Annotated in this window: 16 protein-coding genes, 1 tRNA gene and 1 pseudogene; 13 read left to right on the top strand and 5 right to left on the bottom strand. The window is 35.9% G+C overall.

Features of this window, described 5'->3' with window-relative positions:
• Positions 1-280: 280 nt before the first annotated feature.
• Positions 281-1417 carry an FISUMP domain-containing protein gene (locus Q73A0000_RS14135; RefSeq protein WP_193811578.1) on the bottom strand — a complete coding sequence of 379 codons (1137 nt, stop codon included), beginning with the start codon at positions 1415-1417 and terminating at the stop codon, positions 281-283.
• Positions 1418-1444: 27 nt separating this feature from the next.
• On the bottom strand, positions 1445-1930 hold the full coding sequence (locus Q73A0000_RS14130; RefSeq protein WP_193811577.1) for a T9SS type A sorting domain-containing protein: 486 nt from the start codon (positions 1928-1930) through the stop codon (positions 1445-1447).
• Between the two features lie 335 nt (positions 1931-2265).
• Here Q73A0000_RS14130 and Q73A0000_RS14125 point away from each other — a divergent pair, with 335 nt between their 5' ends.
• Positions 2266-3873, top strand: coding sequence for a CTP synthase (locus tag Q73A0000_RS14125; RefSeq protein ID WP_193811576.1), 1608 nt, complete (start codon positions 2266-2268; stop codon positions 3871-3873).
• A gap of 341 nt (positions 3874-4214) precedes the next feature.
• Positions 4215-6029 (top strand): membrane protein insertase YidC, encoded by a 1815-nt coding sequence (gene yidC, locus Q73A0000_RS14120; protein ID WP_193811575.1) that lies wholly within the window; start codon positions 4215-4217, stop codon positions 6027-6029.
• Between the two features lie 62 nt (positions 6030-6091).
• Here yidC and Q73A0000_RS14115 read toward each other — a convergent pair whose 3' ends face one another.
• Positions 6092-6676 carry a ribonuclease HII gene (locus Q73A0000_RS14115; RefSeq protein WP_193811574.1) on the bottom strand — a complete coding sequence of 195 codons (585 nt, stop codon included), beginning with the start codon at positions 6674-6676 and terminating at the stop codon, positions 6092-6094.
• 112 nt (positions 6677-6788) lie between these two features.
• Here Q73A0000_RS14115 and Q73A0000_RS14110 point away from each other — a divergent pair, with 112 nt between their 5' ends.
• The 8 genes from Q73A0000_RS14110 (at position 6789) to Q73A0000_RS14075 (ending at position 17131) form a co-directional block, all read left to right on the top strand.
• A complete protein-coding gene (locus Q73A0000_RS14110; RefSeq protein WP_193811573.1) occupies positions 6789-9797 on the top strand; it encodes a SusC/RagA family TonB-linked outer membrane protein in 3009 nt (1002 codons plus the stop codon).
• A 10-nt stretch (positions 9798-9807) separates the two neighbouring features.
• Positions 9808-11238 (top strand): SusD/RagB family nutrient-binding outer membrane lipoprotein, encoded by a 1431-nt coding sequence (locus Q73A0000_RS14105; protein ID WP_193811572.1) that lies wholly within the window; start codon positions 9808-9810, stop codon positions 11236-11238.
• Positions 11239-11318: 80 nt separating this feature from the next.
• On the top strand, positions 11319-13097 hold the full coding sequence (gene argS / locus Q73A0000_RS14100) for an arginine--tRNA ligase (RefSeq protein WP_193811571.1): 1779 nt from the start codon (positions 11319-11321) through the stop codon (positions 13095-13097).
• A 207-nt stretch (positions 13098-13304) separates the two neighbouring features.
• Positions 13305-14345, top strand: coding sequence for a long-chain fatty acid--CoA ligase (locus tag Q73A0000_RS14095; protein WP_193811570.1), 1041 nt, complete (start codon positions 13305-13307; stop codon positions 14343-14345).
• An 86-nt stretch (positions 14346-14431) separates the two neighbouring features.
• The gene (arfB, locus tag Q73A0000_RS14090; protein WP_193811569.1) at positions 14432-14824 is read left to right on the top strand and encodes an alternative ribosome rescue aminoacyl-tRNA hydrolase ArfB; all 393 of its coding nucleotides are present in this window, start codon (positions 14432-14434) and stop codon (positions 14822-14824) included.
• Between the two features lie 20 nt (positions 14825-14844).
• The gene (locus Q73A0000_RS14085; RefSeq protein ID WP_193811568.1) at positions 14845-15492 is read left to right on the top strand and encodes a hypothetical protein; all 648 of its coding nucleotides are present in this window, start codon (positions 14845-14847) and stop codon (positions 15490-15492) included.
• 30 nt (positions 15493-15522) lie between these two features.
• The gene (locus Q73A0000_RS14080) at positions 15523-16497 is read left to right on the top strand and encodes a deoxyhypusine synthase family protein (RefSeq protein WP_193811567.1); all 975 of its coding nucleotides are present in this window, start codon (positions 15523-15525) and stop codon (positions 16495-16497) included.
• 328 nt (positions 16498-16825) lie between these two features.
• A complete protein-coding gene (locus Q73A0000_RS14075; protein WP_193811566.1) occupies positions 16826-17131 on the top strand; it encodes an MGMT family protein in 306 nt (101 codons plus the stop codon).
• A gap of 110 nt (positions 17132-17241) precedes the next feature.
• Here Q73A0000_RS14075 and htpG read toward each other — a convergent pair whose 3' ends face one another.
• Complete coding sequence (gene htpG, locus Q73A0000_RS14070; protein WP_193811565.1) at positions 17242-19158, bottom strand: molecular chaperone HtpG; 1917 nt, start codon at positions 19156-19158, stop codon at positions 17242-17244.
• Positions 19159-19684: 526 nt separating this feature from the next.
• Positions 19685-20695, bottom strand: a complete 1011-nt coding sequence (recA, locus tag Q73A0000_RS14065) for a recombinase RecA (RefSeq protein WP_193811564.1) — start codon at positions 20693-20695, stop codon at positions 19685-19687.
• 316 nt (positions 20696-21011) lie between these two features.
• On the opposite strand from recA, the gene Q73A0000_RS14060 reads away from it, so the two are divergent.
• The 3 genes and pseudogenes from Q73A0000_RS14060 (at position 21012) to Q73A0000_RS17100 (ending at position 22529) form a co-directional block, all read left to right on the top strand.
• Positions 21012-21083, top strand: a tRNA-Gln gene (locus tag Q73A0000_RS14060).
• A 121-nt stretch (positions 21084-21204) separates the two neighbouring features.
• Positions 21205-21558, top strand: a complete 354-nt coding sequence (locus Q73A0000_RS14055) for a transposase (RefSeq protein ID WP_193811563.1) — start codon at positions 21205-21207, stop codon at positions 21556-21558.
• A 28-nt stretch (positions 21559-21586) separates the two neighbouring features.
• Positions 21587-22529, top strand: a pseudogene (locus Q73A0000_RS17100) (ISL3 family transposase).
• Positions 22530-22859: the final 330 nt, after the last annotated feature.

The raw sequence follows: 22859 nt of genomic DNA, 5'->3' as shown, positions 1-22859 counted from the left end.
AAAGAAAAAGGATGCCACTTCCATCGCGGCTAGAATCAAAGCAGTTTTGTCTTTTGAAAAGTTCTTTCAAATTAATTAATCTTGACAAGGTTAATCTAAAAATAAGGTTTGGCTAAAAGCCAATTCAGATCGAAACTAAAAGAAAGTGTCTCAATACTCGAACTGACCCTCTAAGATTCTGATATTTGAATCATATGCTCGGACACGAGTCCGTGAGAATACCATAGAAAAAGCCGTTCCATATAGTTATGAGACGGCTTCTTTTAGTTTTCTATTTCATTTACTCCTTAATACAACGTACACTATTTGCTGTGGCACGGTGACTGCTGATAACGTAACCCGTACTTTTAAAATATAAAAAACGGGAATAAATACCACCACTTTCGTTAGAGAGTGTACTTGCCCAATAATTACCGTTAATCCCTACTCCGGAAAATTCACCATCGGCAAACGATCTCATTCCACCTACCGTTAATTTTAGAGGAGAGCCAAAAGCTCCTGCAGCATTATTAGTAGTCCAAGTAGCTCTTTCCTGTTCCCACTCAGATTCTGTTGGCAATCGAAAACCACTCGGACAAGGATTATTTACATTCGCCGCACCATTCCATAAATTACTGTTCTGTGGAACTCTCCAGTCAAAAGGAGTTGCAGGATTTGCGATAAAATTTCCATTATCAGGACTGTCGGAACTGCTGACAGAAGTAGTTACTACTGAGAGTCTGCTTTCATGACCATCGGTTCCTCTTCCCCATTGGTACAAATCACCAAAGGCAGCAGCGTCTGTACTTGAAGTCGCAACTTGTGAAGCTCCTAAATTCCGATCCATCCATACTTTACCAGTAATAGGATTCACAACGGTACTAATTCCGCCTGTTGATTCACCAACCCATTTAGGCATGTTATTTTTAAATGTCAAAACATCACCTTCATTTCCCGCCGGTACAACCGACCATTTGGCACCATTCCAATATTGCATATCTCCAGTTTTTGTCCCATTTGGTACAGAAGATGCGGTTTTCGCGTGCAAAGCATAGGGCACACTAAGCAGCTGACTAGTTCCTGTAATTGTGTAGTTTGCTCCTCCTGCCGGATCGGTTTCTGTTTTAATAAAATAAGTACCATTGGACCAGTTAATTCCATTAAAGTTAGATCCATCGCCAATTTCAAGACTTACTAATCCATTGCCATTAGTGGTAGCTGTTTTTGTTTCAGTGTAAACCACGGCTCCCGTTGCAGATCCAGCCAAAATGCTGATTTTCATTCCAACCTGAGCGTTGGCTACTAAGGAATTATCGCTGTTTCTAACCACAGCTTGATAACTCATTTTTTCAGGAGTTTGTGAGCATAAATTAGAATTGAAGAGAATGGTTAAAGAAAATATTAAGGCTAATTTTATTTGGTAAAGTTTTGTATTCATTATTTTTAAATTTTATAAGTAGATGATTTATTTTTTGATGATTTTAAAAGTTTTTAGATGCTTCGAACCCTGATTAATTTTTACGAAATAAGTAGCCACAGGCAGACTGTTCATCGAAATTTGAGTTCTGTTGGTTTTAATGATTTGCTTACGAATCATTTTACCCTGCATATCAAAAAGTTGAAAGCTTAAATCTGAAAGATCAAAATCCTTGATTAATAAGGTTAACTGGTCAGCGGTAGGATTAGGATAAGCAACTATTGTAATATCCAACATTGCAGAATCTCCAACGCCCAGTACCGAAATTTCGAAAGGCTGCTGCACTCCTTGTGCAATAGAACCAGAATCTCCTGAGCTTGACGTATAAAACATTTGACCCACGGAATAACTTAGCGACCCTCCGCTGCCGGCAGCATTTCCGCCTGTCGCATTAACACTTTGCTGTGCTTTTAGCCCCGAAATTCCAAGTCCAAAAATCAGTATTGCACATCTTTTTAACTGGGTGTACTTCATGAGCGATTTTTTTTGTGATTAATATTCATTTTTAAAATTTATAGTTTATTTTAACATATTTCCCAATAAAGTCCCAAAAATAAGTAAAATTCTTGGCGTAAATTCCATTTTTCCTACGAATTAAATAATAATAATTCTTAAATACGTAAATTATTACTATTCAGCACCTTTAAAAAATTATAACTTCTTTCTACTTATTGAAAAGCTTATTAAAACTCTAAATGCATTCAAATATTGTAATGAAAATAAAGCGTTCAACTACCTATTAATATTTTCAATACGGTTTTATTTGTACCGTCTTGCAAAATCCATTAACTTTGCACAAACCTAATCTAATGAGTAAAAAGAACACGAAATACATCTTCGTAACCGGCGGTGTAACTTCATCTTTAGGCAAAGGAATTGTCTCGGCGTCACTTGGCTTACTGCTAAAATCGAGAGGATTCAATGTCACCATCCAAAAACTTGACCCTTATATTAATATCGACCCGGGAACGCTAAATCCTTATGAGCACGGCGAATGCTATGTGACTGAAGATGGCGCGGAAACCGATTTGGATCTTGGACATTACGAAAGATTCCTGAATTCTAATACTTCCCAAAACAATAATGTAACGACTGGTAAAATCTACCAAACCGTTATTGAGAAAGAAAGAAAAGGAGATTTCTTAGGGAAAACTGTACAGGTTATTCCGCACATTACAAACGAAATTAAGCGTCGCATAAAAATGCTGGCCAAACAAAACTACGATATCATCATCACCGAAATTGGTGGAACCGTTGGCGACATCGAATCGCTTCCTTATATAGAGAGTGTTCGTCAGTTGAAATGGGAATTGGGTGAACATAATTCGATGGTGATTCATTTGACTTTGTTGCCGTATTTGGCGTCTAGCGGTGAATTGAAAACGAAACCTTCTCAACATTCTGTTCGTCAATTGATGGAATCCGGAATTCAAGCTGATGTTTTGGTTTGTAGAACGGAACATATTATTCCGAAAGAACAAAGAACAAAGTTGGCGCAGTTCTGTAACGTTGCTTTAGAAAACGTAATCGAATGTAAAGATTTGGAAACGATTTATGAAGTTCCTCTTTATTTGCAGAAACAGGATTTTGACGATGTTGTTTTAAAAACGCTGAATCTAAAATCTGACAAACAAGCTGATTTAAAAGACTGGAAAAGCTTCCTTAAAAAATATAAAAACCCGAAGAGAAAAGTAGAAATTGCTTTAGTTGGGAAATATGTTTCTCTACAAGATTCTTACAAATCAATTGCCGAAGCGTTTATTCATGCTGGTGCTGATTTGGAAACTGAAGTGAAAGTAAGATGGGTTTACAGTGGTGATATCGACACTGGAAATGTTGCAGAAACATTTGCCGGAATCGATGGAATGCTGATTGCTCCAGGATTTGGAGATCGCGGAATTGAAGGGAAAATCGAAGCTGCAAAATATGCCAGAGAAAATAATATTCCACTTTTAGGAATTTGTTTGGGAATGCAGATTATGACGATTGAGTTCGCTAGAAATGTTTTAGGTTACAAAAAAGCCAACTCAATGGAATTCGATACTTCGACGCCGGAACCTGTAATTTCTTTAATGGAAGACCAGAAAAATGTTGTTGAAAAAGGGGGAACAATGAGATTGGGTGCCTGGAAATGCACTTTGAAAACCGGTTCTAAACTGAATGAGATTTATGGAACTAAAAATATTTCAGAAAGACACCGTCACCGTTATGAATTCAATTCGGAATACAGAGATGAATTTGAGAAAAGCGGTTTGGTTCCAACTGGTTTTAATCCTGAAACCGATTTGGTAGAAACACTGGAATTGAAAGATCATCCTTTCTATATCGGAGTTCAGTATCACCCGGAATATAAAAGTACGGTTGCTTCACCACATCCTTTATTTAAGGCATTGATTAAAGCTTCTACTAAAAAATAAATAGAAAGAGATAAAAGACAAAATGTTTTTTATCTTTTTTTTATCTCTCGCAGATTGTCCGGATTTAGCAGATTTTATTTGAAAATTAAAATGAATATCTGTGTGAGCTTGAAAATCCTTTAGAACAAATCAAAAAAAATAAATTAGACTTCATTAATTCTCTTTCTCCAATTAAAACTGATTGAGTGTATCTTATAAAATTAAAAGTATAAGGATCTGCTAAATGAGTACTCAAAAAATTCTTCATTGCCAAAAATTTCAGTATTTTTGTCACCCGAAATTAAAAGGTAAAAAATTAGAGAATTACAAACCTTCGAATTTTAAATTTCAAATAAATTAAAATGCAGCAAAATAACGGTTTAGATAAAAATCAGTTGATCATTTTCGCACTATTTTCAATGATTATTATAGGCGCCATGTTTTACTTTCAAAACAAGCAAGCCTCTGAACAAAAATTAAAAGAAGCCACCAACAAAACTGAGGTTGCGCAAACAGCACCGACCAATGTTACAAAACCGGCAATTGCAACCAACTTAAACGACAGTGTAAAAACAACGTCAATACAGCAAGTTGAACTAAAGAACAAGGAATTAACTTTAGAAATCTCAACTTTGGGTGGTCAACTTTCTACGGTTGAATTAAACCAGTATAAAGCGTACAATAAAAAAACCGACGCTAACGATAAGAAGCTTTTGCTTTTTGATAAAAATAATTCATCGTACGGTTTTCAGTTTAAAGATAAATCTGGGAAAACCTTTAATACTAAAGATTTAGTTTTCGCGCCGACTCAAAACGGAAATTCGGTAACGATGCAAGCGAATGTTAATGGTGCGGTGATTCAGTTTATTTATACCTTATTGGATAAATACACTGTTGATTTTAATGTAAAAACTCAAAATTTAGCACAATTAGTTTCTGACAACAAAGCAGAATTTGTTTGGGATTTAAGCGCCAGACAAATGGAAAAAGGTCGTTCGCAAGAACAGACTCATACCGAATTCAATTATACTTTTAATGATTATAAAAGTTTTGATTACGACGGAAGAACCACAATGGAAGAGCCAAAAGAAACACTGAATTGGTTAGCAATCAAACAGCAGTTTTTCTCAATGGTAATTGAGCCACAACACGGTTTCAAAAACTCTCACGGTTCGCAGGACACGATTAATGAAGGCGAATTTGTAAAAAAATTCAATTTTAATGGTCAGGTTGATTTGGCTGGCGGAGAGATGAATGAGGATTTCAAATGGTATTTCATGCCATTGGATTTACCTTTATTAAAATCTTATAATAAAAATTTCGATGAATTACTTCCGTTAGGTTGGTCATTTATCGGAACATTGAACAGATGGTTCTTTATCCCAATGTATAACTTAATTTCAAGTTGGGGACTTGCAGCAGGATGGGTTATTTTCTTAATGACGATTATCGTGAAGATCATTTTATCACCAGTAATGTTTAAACAACATAAACTGAGTGCGATGATGAAGGTAATTCGTCCCGAAATTGATGCAGTAAACGAAAAATACAAAGGCGCCGATGCGATGAAAAAACAGCAGGAAACAATGGCTGTTTATAAAAAAGCAGGGGTGAATCAGATGGCAGGCTGCCTGCCGGGATTAATTCAGGTTCCTATTTTCTATGCATTATTCCGATTCTTCCCGAATATGATCGATTTACGGGGTAAGAGTTTTTGGTTCGCTAAAGATTTAACAGCTTATGATGATGTTATTAAATTACCTTTTAGTGTTCCATTATTAGGAGACCATTTAAGTATTTTCGCTATTGCGTGTACGGTTGTGATTTTAATTTACACCGTAATGACTGCAGGAAATATTCAGCAACCAACTCAGGAAGGAATGCCGAATATGAAAGTGATTATGTACATCTTCCCGATTACCTTCTTGTTCTTCTTGAATACTTCTGCCTCAGGTTTATCTTGGTATTATTTTGTATCGAATGCGATTAATATTTTAATTATTTTGGTGATTAAATATTGGATTTTGGATGAGAAAAAGATCCATGCTCAGATTCAAATGAACAAACAGAAAGACCCTAAAAAAGAAGGGAAATTCCAGAAAAGAATGCGTGAAATGATGGAGAAAGCGCAAGAGCAACAAAAAGCACAACAGCAACAAGGAGGAAAGAAAAAATAGACCCTTTGTACAAATAATAAAAAAACCGGAAGAAAATTTTCTTCCGGTTTTTTTATTGCTTATTAATCATAATTAAGTCGAAACGATTGTCGATGATGAATCGTAGGACCATATTTATTTAATGCTTCACGGTGCTGTTTTGTGGCATATCCCATGTTTTTATTCCAGCCGTATTCAGGGAATTCTTCATGCAATTCGATCATTAATTTGTCACGATAGTTCTTTGCTAAAATAGATGCACAGGCAATCGAAAGAATCTTTGAATCACCCTTAATGATACATTGATGTGGAATAGATTGATACGGATGAAATTTATTTCCATCAATTAAAAGAAGTTCTGGGCGAATTTTTAGTTGATCTAAAGCCAAATGCATAGCATGAATACTTGCATTTAAGATGTTAAATTCATCAATATATGAAGGAGGAAGCTGTGCAATGGCAAAATCCTTCACATTTTCTTTGATATAATCATCGAGCGCCATGCGGGTTTTAAATGTTAATTTTTTAGAATCATTAACCAAATTTTGGTTAAAATTTTCATCGAGTATAACCGCTGCAGCAACGACAGGTCCGCACAAACAACCGCGACCGACCTCGTCGCATCCCGCTTCTAAAAATGTACCAGAGAAAGCTTTCAGTAATTCCATTTAATATATTACAAACGCAAAATTATAAATTATTTAAGAATTAATTAACAAATTGTTTGGTCATATTACAAAACTTTTGCATTTTTGTTGTAATGAAAAAATTTAATTTGATATGAAGAAACTAACAACAAGCGTTTTAGCTGTAGTTTTGACTGCGTCATTTGCTTTGGTAAATGCACAGAAAAAAGACACTATTAAAACGCAAGATATCGAAGGCGTTGTAGTAACGGCTTTGGGTATCAAAAGAGAGAAAAAATCGCTAGGTTATGCATCTCAAGAAGTTAAAGCTGATGTTTTAACAGAGGGAACCACTAACACTGGAAACATTGCATCGCAACTTTCTGGTAAAGTAGCAGGTCTAAGTGTTATTACTAACAGTAACTTTGCCGGATCGGCAGCGATGGTGATTAGAGGTATTAAAGGTGTTACTGGTAGTAGCCCATTGGTTGTAATCGATGGTACTCCTGTTAACAATGACTCTACTTATGGTTATGGAAAAGATTTTGGTAATGCATTATCTGACATTAACCAAGAAGACATCGCTTCTATCAACGTATTGAAAGGTGCAGCAGCATCTGCACTTTATGGGGAGAGAGGTTTGAATGGGGTAATTCTAATTACGACCAAAAACGGTAAAGGAGCAGACGACGGATCTTGGGGAGTAAGCTGGACATCTGGTGTTACCGCAGGATTTATTGACAAAAGCACTTTCCTAAAATACCAGGACAAATATGGTGCTGGTTACGATCAGGACTTCTACACAGAAGATCCAAACCCAGATGGTCATTACTATGCCAACTTTGCAGAAGATGCATCTTGGGGTCCTAAATTTGATCCAAGCTTATTAGTTTATCAGTGGGATTCACTAGACCCAACTTCTCCAAATTACGGAAAAGCAACCCCTTGGGTAGCTGCGAAAAATGGTCCAATCAAATTCTTTGAAACACCATTTACTTATACCAATACGGTAACTTTAGAGAAAGGAGCAAAAGGTCAGAATATCATGTTCTCTTACGACAATATGACTTCATCTGGATTGATGCCTAACTCTAAAATGTCTAAGAACACTTTCACTTTGAAAGCGAATTATGACTTTACTCCGAAATTACACGGTTCATTCTATACTACTTTAAATCTACAAGAAACTACAGGTAGAGGTACAACTGGATATAGTGATAATATCGTAACCAATTTCAGACAGTGGTGGCAAACTAACGTAGATGTTCTTGAATTAAGAGATTCTTACTTTAGAAATGCTGCGAACCCAACTGCTGCAAATAACTACGGCAACTTTACTTGGAATCCTTATGATTCTAGTAACACTCGTCCAATTTTCTGGAACAACCCTTATTTCCAAGCGTATGAGAGTTATTCTACCGACCAAAGAAACAGATCTTTCAGTATCGCGAATTTAACGTATGACCTTACTAAAAACATCAACATTTTAGGTAAAGTAAGTTACGACAGAACAACCTTAAGTATTCAAAATAGATTAGCTGTAGGTTCACTGGCTCAAACTTTTGGTGCAGCTGGGAATGATAATTCTTCTGGTTTTGCAAGACAGGATATATCAAAAACAGAAACCAACTACGACGTAATTGCTAATTACAAATTCGATCTTACTGATAACATTAATTTAAGTGGGATTGTTGGAGGAACTGTAAGAAGAAATACTTACAATTCACTTGCTGCAACTACTGAAGGAGGTTTAGTATTAAGAAACGTTTACAGTCTAGCGAACGGTGCTGCGCCAGCATTAGCTCCATCGGAAACTCAATATACGACTCAAACTAATTCTGGGTACGCATCAGCTTCATTTGATTTCTACAAATTGTTCTATTTAGATGGAACTTATAGAGTTGATCAAAGTTCAACTTTGCCTGCAGGAGATAATGTATACAAATACGGTTCTGTTACAGGTGCTTTAATTTTATCTGAATTGGTTAAAACTGATTGGTTAAAATTCTGGAAAGTAAGAGCGAATTATGCAGAAGTTGGAGGAACAGCTGATCCATATCAATTACAATATTACTACGGTGCTGGAGGTTTCTTTGGTAATACAGGTTTATCTACAAGTCAAACCCGTCAACCAAACGACAAATTGAAACCACAGAAAGCAAAAGAATATGAATTTGGTACTGAAGGTAGCTTATTTAATAACAGAGTAACTTTCGACGTAGCTTACTACAAAACGAAAACAACTAACCAGATCATTAGTCAATTACCGATTTCTAGTGCTTCAGGTTTAAGCTCAGCGTCAATTAATGCAGGTCAAATTGACAACTGGGGATATGAAGTTCAATTAGGAGTAATGCCAGTTAAAAACGCTAATTTCACATGGAATATTGATGCGAACTGGTCTCAAAACAGAAACAAAGTTGTTACATTACTTCACAATGATGTAGCTGATGTTTCCAATTTATTAATCGATTCTTACCAAGGAGGTGTCTCTCTTAATGCAAGAGAAGGAGAAGCTTGGGGAGCATTAGTCGGTTCTGACTACGTTTATTTAAACGGAGAAAGAGTAATTAATGCGAGTACAGGATATTATTTACGTCAAAATAATCAAATAATTGGTAATGTAACGCCAGATTGGTTAGCAGGTATTAGAAACAGCATGAACTATAAAGGTGTTTCATTTAGTTTCTTAATTGATGTTAGACATGGTGGTGATGTATTCTCTACTGATATGTACTACGGACTTGCTACAGGTTTACCAGTAGAATCAGCAGCTGGAGACGTAAGAGAAGTAGGTGTTGTGTGGCCAGGGGTTAATCCTAATGGTCAAGTAAATACTACTAACACTGCTAATCCAACCGCATTCGGTTCATTAGACGGATATTCAAGAATGCCTAACAGTAGATTCGTTTACGATGGTTCTTATGTTAAATTAAGAGAGGCTGCTATTGGATATACGCTACCTCAATCACTATTAGCAGGAACTTTCGTTAGAGATGCGAAAATCTCATTAGTAGGAAGAAACTTGTGGATTATCAGCAAAAACTTACCGTACGCAGATCCTGAAAACATGGTAGGCGGTGGAAATAGATCATATGGATGGTCTATTGGTTCTCTACCTACAACGAGAGACATCGGATTAAATGTAACATTAAAATTCTAAGATTACAACAATGAAAAAAATACTTAATAAACTTATCATCGGTGCTTTGGCTGCTGTCAGCCTTACCTCTTGTCAAAGAGACTTGCTTTCTTTGAACGAAGATCCAAAGCACCCATCAGTGTTGCCTTCTTCTACGCTTTTAGCGATGGGGCAACAGCAGTACTTTTATTATACTTCTACAGGAAGTGTAAATTTCAATAATTACAGATTTTTTGTTCAACAATGGGCAGAAACAACATACACAGACGAGACAAATTATGACTTGGTTACCCGTAACCAACCTCGTAATAACTGGAACAGAATGTATGTATATTCATTAAATAATTATCAAACTGCTAAAAAGAACCTTCCAATGGAAGCTGTAGACACAGAAGCAGAGAGAACAAACAGAATGGCTACCCTAGAAATCTCTCAAATCGCAGTTTGGGAAAATTTAGTAGACACTTATGGTAATATTCCCTATTTTGGCGCTTTACAAGCAGAAACAGGTAACTACGCTCCAAAATATGATGATGCAAAAGCAATCTATACCGATCTTTTAGCTAGAATCAATGCGGTTAACGCAACGATTACTGAAGGAACAGTAGGCTATAGTTCAGGTGACTTAGTATATGGAGGAAACATGACGAAATGGAAACATTTTGCTAACTCTATTAAACTAAGACTTGCTTTGAATTTAGCCGATACTGATGCTGCTACCTCAAAATCAGCTGCTGAAGCTGCTGTTGCTGCGGGTGTAATCGCTTCTAATGATGAAGCTTACTCACTAAAATTCCCTGGAGGAACTTATAGCAATCCACTTTATGACGACTTGGTAGCTTCTGGAAGAAATGATTTTGTTCCAACAGAATTGGTAATCAACAAAATGTCAGCCAACGCTGATCCAAGAATGGCTACATGGTTTACTAAAGTTGATGGACAATATGTAGGTGGTGTTTTTGGATCTTTAAATCCTTTTAACGGAAAATCTCACATGAGTAGCTTTTTCTTAGCACCAACTGCTCCAGTTAACCTATTAAGCTACGAAGAAGTTTTATTTATGAAAGCTGAAGCTGCTGCAAGAGGTTATTCTGTAGGTGGAACTGCTGCTACATTCTACGCTGCTGCAATTAACGCTTCAATGGCATTAAACAACGTAAGTACTGCAGATGCTGCTACTTATTTAGCTGCTCATCCTTATGACGCTGTTAACTGGAAAAAATCAATTGGTGAAGAAGCATACATCGCTATGTTTAACAAACCTTTTGCTGCTTGGTTATTCGCAAGAAGACTAGACAACCCAGTATTTGTGAACCCACCAAACTCTAAACTTGATGGTGTACCTGTAAGAATGCCTTACTCTGATCAGGAGTATGTTCTTAACAAAATTAATGTAACCGCAGCTGCAACTGCAATCGGCGGAGACAAAGCAACTACTAAACTATTCTGGGATAAATTCTAATATTTATTTAAAGAATTAATATGAACCACTCCTCGGAGTGGTTTTTTTATTTCCGTATATTTGTCATTCAAAATAAAACCATGAATATTAAAGAGATCATCCAAAATAAACTTGCCGAAATTATAGAGACCGTTTTTCAAATTGATGATGTCAATCAAAGAAACAATCTCACCTTAGATGTTCAGCAAAACAAAACTGAATTCGAGGGAGACTTTACCATTGTCACCTTTCCGCTTGTTAAAATATTGAAGAGAAGTCCTGATGCAATTGCAGTCGAACTAGGCGATGCGTTTGCTACGCAATCTGATTTTGTTGAAAGTTATAATGTGGTAAAAGGGTTTCTTAATTTAAAAATTAAAAATAATTTTTTCTTAGATAATTTCAATTCAGTCCAGCAAAATTTCGATAAGAAAGAAGCAAAAAACCAAACGGTAATGGTAGAGTATTCTTCACCAAATACCAATAAACCATTGCACCTTGGACATATCCGAAACAACCTTTTAGGATATTCCGTTGCGCAGATTTTAAAAGAAGATGGCTACAATGTTATCAAAACCCAAATTATCAACGACCGTGGAATCCATATTTGCAAATCGATGCTTGCGTGGCAAAAATCCGGAAACCACGAAACACCGGAATCTACAAATCTTAAAGGTGATAAACTCGTCGGAAACTATTATGTAGCTTTTGACAAAGAGTATAAAAAAGAAATTGCAGATTTAGTAGAAAAAGGATACGAAGAAGAAGTCGCCAAAAAACAAGCTCCTATGATCTTAGAAGCTCAAAAAATGCTTCTTGATTGGGAGAAAGGCGATAAAACTGTAAAAAATCTCTGGGCAGAAATGAACTCTTGGGTTTATGCAGGATTTGCTCAAACCTACAAAAGACTGGGCGTTGATTTCGATCAGGTTCAGTATGAAAGCGATACTTATCTTTTAGGAAAAGACTTGATTCAGGAAGGTTTAACTAAAGGAGTATTGTACCAAAAAGAAGATGGTTCCGTTTGGTGCGATCTTTCTGAGGAAGGTTTGGATCACAAATTACTATTGCGTGGCGATGGAACTTCGGTGTACATGACCCAAGATTTAGGAACGGCCGTTCAGCGTTTCAAAGAGACTTCAATTCAGAAATTAATTTATACCGTAGGAAATGAGCAGGATTACCACTTCGATGTATTGTTCAAAATTCTTAAAAAATTAGGTTATGATTGGGCCGAAAACTTATTCCATCTTTCTTATGGAATGGTTGAACTTCCTGCCGGTAAAATGAAATCCCGGGAAGGAACCGTTGTTGATGCCGATGATTTGATGCAGGAAATGTATGAAACTGCAAAAGAGAAAGCGCAGGAATTGGGTAAACTGGAAACCTTATCTGAAGAAGACAAGGAGAAATCTTACGAAACAGTTGGTTTGGGGGCCTTGAAATATTTCATGCTGAAAGTTGATCCAAAGAAAAAAATGCTCTTCAATCCTGCCGAAAGTATTGACTTCGCTGGAAATACTGGACCGTTTATTCAATACACTTACGCAAGAATCCAGTCCTTATTGGCGAAAGCTGATTACAAAAAAACAGCCGTTTCAGATTATGAGCTTAATGCTTCAGAAAAGGAATTGGTTATGAATCTTTCCAATTTCAAGGAAGTGGTTTCCAGAGCTGCAGAAACATTGTCTCCAGCACTCGTAGCAAACTATGTTTACGAAGTGGTTAAATCTTATAATTCTTTCTATCAGAACAATCCGATTCTTAATCAGGAAAATGAAAACGCGAAAAACTTCCGTTTAGAATTATCAGAACTTACGGGGAAAACCATTAAGAAAGGCTTAGAGCTTTTAGGAATTGGAACTGTAAATAGAATGTAATATTTGGGCGTGCCCCTTTTTGGCCAAAACCTAAGCGCTGTTAGAGCTTGAAGCCCTAACAGCGCTTTCCCAATCAAACAAAGGGTCGGTCTTCGGCTCCCAATCTTTTTTTCGACTAGTTCGACATTAGCTATAGCATAAAATAAAAAGGATTTCCACCTACGCCCTCACGCGGGGACTCGCTATCTTTAAAAATTATATTTCAAAATGAAAATTGATTTTTCTATCGACCAACTACCAACTCCAACTACTGACTTTGAACAAAGGGTCATTTCTTTTATCAAAGAATGGTTCGATGATTTAAAAACAGTAAAAGTTCAAACTTCCGGTTCTACTGGAACGCCGAAAATTTTTGACATAGAAAAGGAAAGAATGCGGTATTCTGCAAATAGGACATGCGATGTACTGGGATTAAAAGAAGGCGATTCTGCCCTACTCTGCCTTCCTGTAGATTATATTTCTGGAAAAATGATGGTCGTTCGATCCATCGAAAGGAAATTAAATCTGCTCGTAAAAACACCATCCATAAACCCACTAACCGATTTAAACGAAGAAATTGATTTCTGTGCAATGTCTCCACTACAAGTTGAGAATTCATTAAACAAAATTCATTTGATTAAAAATATTATTGTTGGCGGAGCCGCAGTTTCAGAAACTTTAAAAAGTAAAATTACAAAAAGACTTAACAAAGAGAAGCCGACCATCGAAAATCATATATTCGAAACCTACGGAATGTCGGAGACGCTTTCTCACATTGCTTTAAAACAGATTTATCCTATCGCTGAAGATTATTTTCAAGTTTTAAGTGGTGTTGAAATTTCTTTAGATGAAAGAGATTGTTTACAAATATTTGCGCCAAACTTACATCCAGAAACTCTTTTAACGAACGATTTAGTTGAAATTAATAATGGCAAAGAATTTAAATTTTTAGGTAGAATTGACAATGTGATTAATTCCGCAGGATTAAAAATCTACCCTGAACAATTAGAAAATTTGGTTAAAAAAGAAATTCCCAATGAAATTCTTTTCTTCGGAATTGAAGATGAATTACTTGGTCAAAAATTAGTCTTGATTGTTGAAGGAGAAGATGATGCAGAGATTATTAAACAATTAGAAAAAATCAATTATCCAATAAAAAACCACCAACCAAAAGAAATCATATTCATCGAAAAATTTCCAAGGATTCCCAATGGAAAGATTGATCGTCGAGAATTGACCAAAATAGTTTTTAATAGGTTGAAGAAATAGGTTAAAGTTACATTCCTCCTACTCTTTCGTTTGGTTATTGACTCCATTATCTTTATTCTTTTATCTTTGTTCTTTCCTCTTATATCATGAAAGACTTCAGCAAAGAACTCATTTACAAAACTTCTCGCAGCAGTGGTGCTGGCGGACAAAACGTCAATAAGGTCGAAACTTCCGTGACGGTCATGTGGAACGTTGCCGAAAGTGAATGTTTTTCTATTGAAGGAAAAGAGATGATCTTCGAAAAACTTAAAAACCGCATTAATGCTGACCGGATTTTACAGTTTACGGTTTCCGAAAGCCGAACGCAACTTCAAAATAAAAAAATTGCAACAGAAAAGATTTTAGATATTGTCGAAAAATCTTTATTCATTCCCAAATCTCGAAAAGCCACGAAACCTTCCCGCTCAAAAATCGAAAAAAGAATTAAAGCCAAAAAGCAACTTTCTGAAAAAAAAGAAAATAGAAGACATAAATTCTAATATATTTACGAAAAAATTATATGAAGAATAAATTTCTACTATTTGCTCTGGCAGCTTTGCCTTTAAGCGTTTTCTCACAAAAAAAAATCTCTATTATTCCTAGTATTGGATACGGTTTTAGAACTGCAAGTTTACCGTCTAACCTCAGCGGACAGGAAGAATCCTATCTCAAAGGTTTGAAATCAGGTATTAACTTCGACGTAGGCGCCTATTATCAACTCAATACTGTGATTGGTTTGGGAGTAAAATACAATATATATTCCGCGTCTTCTTCCGGCAATTTTATTGGTTATACACCTGATGGCAATCCTGTCTCCATTTCTCTTTCTACAGATGATACCATTACTTTTGTAGGACCTGCTTTTCTTTACTCTAATTTTAATGAGAATACAAAACACAAATTGTATTATGACATGGCGATCGGTGTCATCAGCTATAAATCCAAGACTGACAACATTTTATTTTCGGGTTCAAATCTAGGCTTAGCTACAACCATTGGATATATGTATGAAATATCTCCAAGTATTTTAATTGGCCCACAGGTTGGTTACACTGGTGGAACTTTGGTAAAAGCAAAAATGAACGGTCAGCAGTTTGATTTACCGGATGATCAGAAAGAAGCGCTACACAGATTGACCGTTAGTGCAGGTGTCACTATTCGTTTATAAATTTATTACCTTTGCTAAAATCAAAAAATTATGAGTAAACCGATTACGGAATTTATCGAAAAATATTATCTGCATTTTAATTCTGCAGCTTTGGTAGATGCTTCGAAAGGATATGTTGCCCATTTGAAAGATGGCGGAAAAATGATGATCACCCTTGCCGGAGCAATGTCTACGGCAGAGATTGGTAAAATTTTAGCTGAAATGATTCGCGAAGATAAAGTGCATATTATTTCTTGTACTGGTGCGAATTTGGAGGAGGATTTAATGAATTTAGTTGCGCATTCTCATTACAAACGCGTGCCAAATTACCGTGATTTAACTCCTCAGGAAGAGTGGGATTTAATGGAAAAAGGCTTGAATCGTGTTACTGACACGTGTATTCCAGAGGAGGAAGCCTTCCGTAGATTGCAGGAGCATATCGTAAAAATCTGGAAAGATGCCGAAGCGAAAGGGGAACGATTTTTCCCGCATGAATATATGTACAAAATGATTCTTTCAGGAGTTTTGGAGCAGTATTATGAAATCCCGAGAGAGAATTCTTGGATGATTGCGGCGGCAGAGAAAAACTTGCCGATTGTTGTTCCAGGTTGGGAAGATTCTACCATGGGAAATATCTTCTCGAGCTACTGTATCAAAGGAGAATTAAAACCTTCTACCGTAAAATCTGGAATTGAATATATGATGTATTTAGCAGATTGGTACCCGAAAAATTCAGGTGGAAAAGGCGTTGGTTTCTTCCAGGTTGGAGGTGGAATCGCTGGTGATTTCCCAATTTGTGTGGTTCCAATGTTGTACCAAGATATGGAAATGACGGACACGCCGTTCTGGTCGTATTTCTGTCAGATCTCTGATTCAACTACTTCTTACGGTTCTTATTCCGGAGCTGTTCCGAATGAGAAAATCACTTGGGGAAAACTGGACATCACTACACCGAAATTTATCGTTGAAAGTGATGCAACCATTTGTGCACCGTTGATGTTCTCTTATATCTTGGAGAATTCTTAAGAAAGAAAACAGCTTTGTTAGAGCTTCAATCTTAACAACTCTTATAAATAAAATCGCCTCAGAAATTGGGCGATTTTTTTTGTCTCCCGCAGATTGAGCAGATGAGGCAGATTTTTAGTAGGATATTAAATCTGCCAGAATTATAAAGATAATGGAACGTTGTTTCTTCTCAACAATTGAACACATGAAAAAGATCTTTATAACTATTTTAAATCTGCTCAATCTGCATCATCTGCGAGAGATTTGAAATTTGATAAAAACAACTTAGCACAAATCTTACAGATAATTCTGTATAAATTCATTGCGATAAAATACCTAACTTTAATTTATGAATGAACTATTCAAAAAACAGGTTTTTGAAATCATTATGATGATTCCCAAAGGAAGAGTCACTAGTTACGGCGCCATTGCAAAAGCAGTTGGTTATCCTAATCACGCTCGACATGTTGGAAATGCTTTGCGCAATTATGATGAAGATTTTCCAGCTCATCGTGTTTGCAATGCTTCTGGAAAAATCACTGCAACATGTGTTAGGGATTTCGTAGGGAAATTAAAATCGGAAGGCGTGGAAGTTAAGGACGGAAAAATTCAGAATTTTAAAAAGGTGTTTTGGAATCCGCTGGAGGAATTATAATATTTTCTGCACATAAAAAAACCTTGTTAAGATAACTCTCAACAAGGTTTTTATTATAAATCAAAGAATCCAAACCTAAAGTCTACCCTCTTTGTTCTTTTATCTTTATTCTATTTACTCAATTGCTGATAACTTCTGTTAATAAATTCAGTCAAGTCTTTACCTTTCAACAAGTTCTGAGAAAGTTTAGCTAAATCTAAAGCGTATTTAATTTTAGAATTTTTCTCTTCTGCATTTTCATTTTTCAAAATTTCTGCAGCCAATTCACTGTTAGAATTTACGACCAAATTATACATCTCAGGGAAACCACTCATTCCAAACATTCCGCCACCGCCGCCGGTTGCCTGCATGTCTTTCATTCTGCGAATAAATTCCGGTTGCGTAATCATAAATGGCGCTTCTGAACTTTCCAAGTCTTCAACTTGAACAGAGAACTTCTTGTCATTTACTGCTTCTTCAATATTTTTCTTCAAAGATTCTTTTTCTTCCTCGTTCAATTTTGAAATCGCCGTATCTTCTTTTTTAATCAAGTTATTCACGTGATCTGCGTCAACTCTTGCGAAAGAAATTTTGTCTTTAGAAGTTTCTAATTTCTGAATTAAATGCGGAACAATCGGTGAATCTAAAAGAAGAACTTCATATCCTTTATCTTTCGCAGATTGAATATAACTGTGCTGTTCATCAGCATTTGTTGCGTACAAAATTACAAAGTTTCCGTCTTTGTCAGTTTGCATTGGTTTTACTTTCTCTTCCAATTCAGACCATAAATAATATTTACCATCAGTTGTTGGATACAACGCAAACTTGTCAGATTTATCAAAGAATTTGTCTTCGGAGATCATCCCGTATTCGATAACGATTTTGATGTCGTTCCATTTTTTCTCGTAGTCTTCACGGTTTTCATTAAATAAAGAAACCATTTTATCGGCTACTTTTTTAGTGATGTAAGAAGAAATTTTCTTCACCGCACCGTCAGCTTGCAAATAAGAACGGGAAACGTTCAGCGGAATATCCGGAGAATCAATCACACCGCGTAATAACATTAAGAAATCCGGCACAATTCCTTTCACCTCATCGGTTACATAAACCTGATTTTGGTACAACTGAATTTTATCTTTCTCAATATTTAAACCATTTGTCAACTTAGGGAAATAGAGAATCCCAGTCAAGTTAAACGGATAATCAACGTTCAAATGAATATTAAATAAAGGCTCCTCAAACTGCATTGGATACAATTCATGATAGAATTCTTTATAATCTGCCTCACTCAGTTCACTAGGAGCTTTAGTCCACGCCGGAGTTGGATTATTAATAATATTATCAACTTCTACCGTTTCTGCTTTTGCACCTGCCTGTTCGGCAGACAGGTCTTTTGCAGCATCTTCCGCCAAAGGAAGTGTTTCAGTTTTCGTTCCAAATTTAATCGGAACCGGCATGAATTTATTATACTTTAATAACAATTCACGAATTTTAGATTCCTCCAAAAACTCGGTAGAATCTTCTGCAATATGTAAAACGATTTCCGTTCCTCTACCGGTTTTGTCAGTAGTTTCTTCTAAAGTATATTCTGGACTTCCATCACAAATCCAACGAACTGCTGGTTCATCTTTGTAAGATTTAGTAACGATTTCTACTTTTTCAGCCACCATAAATGCCGAGTAAAATCCAAGACCAAAATGACCAATAATTCCGGAATCTTTAGCAGAATCTTTATATTTCTCCAAAAATTCTTCTGCACCAGAAAAGGCAACTTGGTTGATATATTTTTCAACTTCCTCGCCAGTCATCCCAATTCCCTGATCAATGATGGTTAAAGTTTTCGCTTCCTTATCAATTTTAACTTCAATTTTCGGCTGTCCATAATCGGTTTTAATTTCACCAATGCTCGTCAAATGTTTCAACTTCAAAGTCGCATCTGTCGCATTAGAAATCAGTTCACGCAAGAATATTTCGTGATCGCTGTACAAAAACTTCTTTATTAAGGGAAAAATATTTTCCACCGATACATTAATATTTCCTTTTGTCATGTTAATTGATTTTTAAATTATGCAGTTGAGTTCTCAAATAAAACACCAATCTCCACAAAGTGACAGATTGTCAATTTTTTTAGGGCAATCCCCTCGCCAACGCTTTTCCCACCGCGCGGGTCGGGCTATCCACTGCAACTCCTCAAGCCATTCCTTTCCCAACGCTTTTTCCGGGGTTTCCGTTTCTATCCCTATTGCGAGTAAGTTTTTACAACGAGAGCGGTTTTTTGATAAAAAGCCATATAATTTCAAAAGAAATTGGGTTCCAAAAAAAACGCAGATTTTATCTAAAAGAGCAGAATAAGTTTCGGCTAAAACCAATAAATACCAACGGGAAATGCGGACTAAAGACCGTCCTTATTCATAATTCATAAAACCAGTTTACAAATGAAACCTCTATTTTTCAAAACCAACTATTCACAAAAAAAGACAGCAAAAAATGCTGTCTTTAATTTTAAAAAAATTAATTATAAATATCTAACTTTTAGTTGGACATCTATGACCTTATCGTCTGTTATCTTCCAGACTAATTATCTTTTTTATTTTTGATCTCTTCTCTTATTTTAGCTTCCAGTTCGTCAGCAAGCTCAGGATTATCTTTCAACATATCTCTAACCGCATCGCGGCCTTGACCCAATTTCGTATCTCCGTAGCTGAACCAAGAACCGCTTTTCTTCACAATTCCCATATCAACAGACGCATCTAAGATTTCACCGGTTTTAGAAACTCCTTCACCATACATGATATCAAATTCTGCAATTTTAAATGGAGGTGCTACTTTATTTTTCACTATCTTCACTTTCACACGGCTTCCTACTGCTTCATCGCCTGTTTTAATCGGCGCACTCGCTTTTCTGATATCAATCCTTACCGAAGCATAAAACTTCAACGCATTTCCTCCTGTAGTTGTTTCAGGATTTCCGAACATCACTCCAATTTTCTCTCTCAACTGGTTAATGAAAATTACGGTACATTTCGTTTTAGAAATCGTTCCTGTTAATTTTCTCAACGCTTGAGACATCAATCTTGCATGAAGTCCCATTTTAGAATCCCCCATTTCACCTTCAATCTCCGCTTTCGGAGTCAAGGCTGCAACAGAGTCAATCACGACGATATCCACCGCTCCGGAACGGATTAAATTATCTGCAATCTCTAAAGCTTGTTCCCCGTTATCCGGTTGTGAAATAATTAAATCTTCTAAATTAATTCCCAATTTTTTAGCGTAACCTCTATCAAACGCATGCTCAGCATCAATAAAAGCTGCAATTCCGCCCGCTTTTTGTGCTTCTGCAATCGCATGTAAAGTCAAAGTTGTTTTACCTGAAGATTCCGGACCATAAATCTCAATGACTCTTCCTCTTGGGTAACCGCCAACTCCTAACGCTAAATCTAATCCTAATGATCCAGACGGAATCACTTCAATAGACGTATCTGCAGATGCATCTCCTAAAGTCATTACGGTTCCTTTCCCGTAGGTTTTATCTAGTTTCTCAAGCACCAAAGCCAGTGCTTTTTTCTTATCTTCGATACTACTCATTTGTAAAATTATTTTTTCAAAAATACGGAATTAATATTTGAAAAAAATCACTTAGCGTTTGTTTAAATATTATTAAAATTAAAAAACTCACAAAGAATTAATTTTCACTTTAAAAATATTCAGAATACAATGTTGAATATTTTTGATTTTAAGAACTGAGATTAACTTTTTATAAAAAATTCTAAAAAAATCAACATTTCTAATTCAATGAAAGAGAGTCTCTTAAAATTACAATTGTATTTTTTTAAAAAAATTTTTATGAAATAGTTGGTTGGTAATAAAAAAACTTATACATTTGCACCACCAAAATAAAGAAAGACCCATGGTGTAATTGGTAACACACCGGTTTTTGGTACCGACATTCGGGGTTCGAGTCCCTGTGGGTCTACATTTTATTCAATAACGCTTTGATTTTCAAGGCGTTATTTTTTTTGCGTACCGATATTGTACCGAAAAGTGGATCAATCTCAAAACTTGGGGAGAAAGAATAAATTTGATAATTTTGTTAGATGCTAAACGAAACAGAAGTTCTCAAATTTTTACTACCTGAATTTTTAATTGATCATTTTGAAATTGTGAAATTTGAAGAAATAAATAAAGTTGTGCATCTTTATTTTGAAGAAAAAAATACGATTCCCAAAGAATTTACGTCCCTTACTTTGCAATCAAAGGGTTTTCTGCCCGAAATAACGGTAGATGATTTTCCGCTGCGTGGAAAGTCTGTAAAACTCCATATCAAACGCCGAAGATGGACAGATGTGAAATCGGGAGACATTATTCAAAGAGATTGGAATCTCATCGCTAAAGGAACTCGCATGACACAGGATTTTGCAGAGTTCTTAAAAAAAATCAGCCGATACTAAAGCACTTCCTTGTAAAACCATCGCAGAAATGTATGGCGTGAATGGAAGAAAATTTCAACGACAATATAAAAAAAGCATTAGCGACTTTAAAGATTGGGATCAGAAAGAACATGCTGCAGACTGGATCTTATATTCTGAAAACCTCTCTGACCAGCTTTCTTTAGACGAAGTCGCTCTTTCTGACGGGGAATTGTACACTGTTCTTACCTCCAAAAAAGCAAAGGGCAGAAAAGGAAGTATCGTAGCCATTATTAAAGGAACTCAGAGTGATAAAGTCATTGAACAAATTCTGAAAATCAGTAGAAAACTCCGACAGAAAGTTAAAGAGATCACACTCGATATGGCAGGTTCAATGAAACTCATTGCTAAAAGATGTTTCCCCAATGCCGTGCAGGTTATTGACCGCTTTCATGTTCAAAAGCTCGCCACAGAAGCATTGCAGAACCTCAGAATACAACATCGATGGGAAGCCATTGATTTGGAAAACACTTTACTAACCGAGGCAAAAGAGAAAGAAGAAGCCGGAAATTGAAGTTTTTGAAAATGGTGATACCAGAAAGCAACTCTTGGCAAGGAGCCGATATTTACTCTACAAAACCAAAGAAAAGTGGACACCAAGCCAAAACCAAAGAGCGGACATATTATTCTCGCACTATCCCGACTTAGAAAAAGCCTATCATTTATCTGATGGGCTGAGAAAAATTTACAATCAAAATATTCAAAAGTCCGTCGCAATGCTCAAATTAGCACATTGGTTCAAAAAGGTAGAAGAATCGGGCTTTAAATCATTTTCAGTACTCATGAAAACCATTATGAATCATTACAATGATATTCTCAATTATTTTGATCAGAGAAGCACAAATGCTTCTGCAGAATCTTTTAATGCGAAAATAAAAAACTTCAGATTACAACTTCGAGGTGTAAAAGACAAAACATTTTTCTTGTTCAGATTATCTAAACTTTTTGCTTAGTCCCCAACTTTTGATACTGATCCCGAAAAGTTCAGATTTAACATTTCAATATCTCTATAAAAAGAGATTTACACATAAACGATTAAGTTCAAGATGAAGAATAATTTTAAAAATTTATATTCATTTCAAATAATTTGTAAAGGCGTTCTAGTCACCTCAATCAGTTCAAAGGTATTCACCAAGTAGACAATAACATGATATTACCATGCATTGAATGATTAGTTTTATATTTCTTTGATAGTTAGTGAATAGTAATTGCATTTAAACCTAATACAATTAGCCATAATTGTACAATAGTGTTAATGTATTTAGTTATTCAATTGAAAATAA

The organism is Kaistella flava (ex Peng et al. 2021) (assembly GCF_015191005.1).
Taxonomy (GTDB): Bacteria; Bacteroidota; Bacteroidia; order Flavobacteriales; family Weeksellaceae; genus Kaistella; species Kaistella flava.
Note: the sequence above shows the minus strand (reverse complement) of the source record. Positions and strands in the feature narration are given on the sequence as shown.

Coding starts and splice junctions, on each gene's coding strand:
- Q73A0000_RS14095 (WP_193811570.1), top strand. CDS start 13,305: ATGAAAATTGATTTTTCTATCGACCAACTACCAACTCCAACTACTGAC.
- Q73A0000_RS14055 (WP_193811563.1), top strand. CDS start 21,205: ATGCTAAACGAAACAGAAGTTCTCAAATTTTTACTACCTGAATTTTTA.
- Q73A0000_RS14130 (WP_193811577.1), bottom strand. CDS start 1,930: ATGAAGTACACCCAGTTAAAAAGATGTGCAATACTGATTTTTGGACTT.
- argS (WP_193811571.1), top strand. CDS start 11,319: ATGAATATTAAAGAGATCATCCAAAATAAACTTGCCGAAATTATAGAG.
- yidC (WP_193811575.1), top strand. CDS start 4,215: ATGCAGCAAAATAACGGTTTAGATAAAAATCAGTTGATCATTTTCGCA.
- arfB (WP_193811569.1), top strand. CDS start 14,432: ATGAAAGACTTCAGCAAAGAACTCATTTACAAAACTTCTCGCAGCAGT.
- Q73A0000_RS14105 (WP_193811572.1), top strand. CDS start 9,808: ATGAAAAAAATACTTAATAAACTTATCATCGGTGCTTTGGCTGCTGTC.
- Q73A0000_RS14110 (WP_193811573.1), top strand. CDS start 6,789: ATGAAGAAACTAACAACAAGCGTTTTAGCTGTAGTTTTGACTGCGTCA.
- Q73A0000_RS14075 (WP_193811566.1), top strand. CDS start 16,826: ATGAATGAACTATTCAAAAAACAGGTTTTTGAAATCATTATGATGATT.
- Q73A0000_RS14080 (WP_193811567.1), top strand. CDS start 15,523: ATGAGTAAACCGATTACGGAATTTATCGAAAAATATTATCTGCATTTT.
- htpG (WP_193811565.1), bottom strand. CDS start 19,158: ATGACAAAAGGAAATATTAATGTATCGGTGGAAAATATTTTTCCCTTA.
- recA (WP_193811564.1), bottom strand. CDS start 20,695: ATGAGTAGTATCGAAGATAAGAAAAAAGCACTGGCTTTGGTGCTTGAG.
- Q73A0000_RS14085 (WP_193811568.1), top strand. CDS start 14,845: ATGAAGAATAAATTTCTACTATTTGCTCTGGCAGCTTTGCCTTTAAGC.
- Q73A0000_RS14125 (WP_193811576.1), top strand. CDS start 2,266: ATGAGTAAAAAGAACACGAAATACATCTTCGTAACCGGCGGTGTAACT.
- Q73A0000_RS14115 (WP_193811574.1), bottom strand. CDS start 6,676: ATGGAATTACTGAAAGCTTTCTCTGGTACATTTTTAGAAGCGGGATGC.
- Q73A0000_RS14135 (WP_193811578.1), bottom strand. CDS start 1,417: ATGAATACAAAACTTTACCAAATAAAATTAGCCTTAATATTTTCTTTA.